Annotated in this window: 1 pseudogene; it reads left to right on the top strand. The window is 58.0% G+C overall.

Features of this window, described 5'->3' with window-relative positions:
* Positions 1–569 (top strand): annotated as a pseudogene (locus tag ACTHTA_RS11390) (hypothetical protein); the annotation flags it as partial.

The following is a 569-nucleotide window of genomic DNA, read 5'->3' on the forward strand; positions in this document are numbered from 1 at the left end:
CCGGTTGCATACACCAAAGCCGACGGCACCAAGGTGTACAAACACACCGACGGCAACTTCTACGATGCACCCAACGGTGCAGGTAACCAAGTTGCAGCAGCGGATGTGATTACCAGCCTGCAGAATGCGGCCGGCAGCACAACCGCACCGACCACCTTGGCCAACGTGAAGGACAATCTGGCCGATACCGCTGCAGCCGTTACCAACCCGACCGGTAACGACCGCACCACCTTGTCTGCCAACAAAGGCCACAACGCCGCCACCGTCAACGACGTATTGAACGCCGGCTTCACCGTACAAGGCAACGGGGTTGACGAAGATTTTGTCACCCATGGCGATACCGTTAATTTTGTTAACGGCCAAGGTACCGTAGCCAACGTCAGCAGCACTGGCGGTGTAACAACGGTTAAGTTCGATACCCCGATGACCTATGTTGACACAGCGGGCACTCCGGCCACTACGCCGAGCAACAAAGTGAATCTGGTGGGCACAGGCGGCCCGGTAACCTTGGGTAACGTCGCTGCAGGTGCGGTTAACGCGACCAGTACCGATGCCGTGAACGGCAGCCA

The sequence above is a fragment of the Neisseria sp. P0013.S005 genome, assembly GCF_051958425.1.
Taxonomy (GTDB): domain Bacteria; phylum Pseudomonadota; class Gammaproteobacteria; order Burkholderiales; family Neisseriaceae; genus Neisseria; species Neisseria subflava.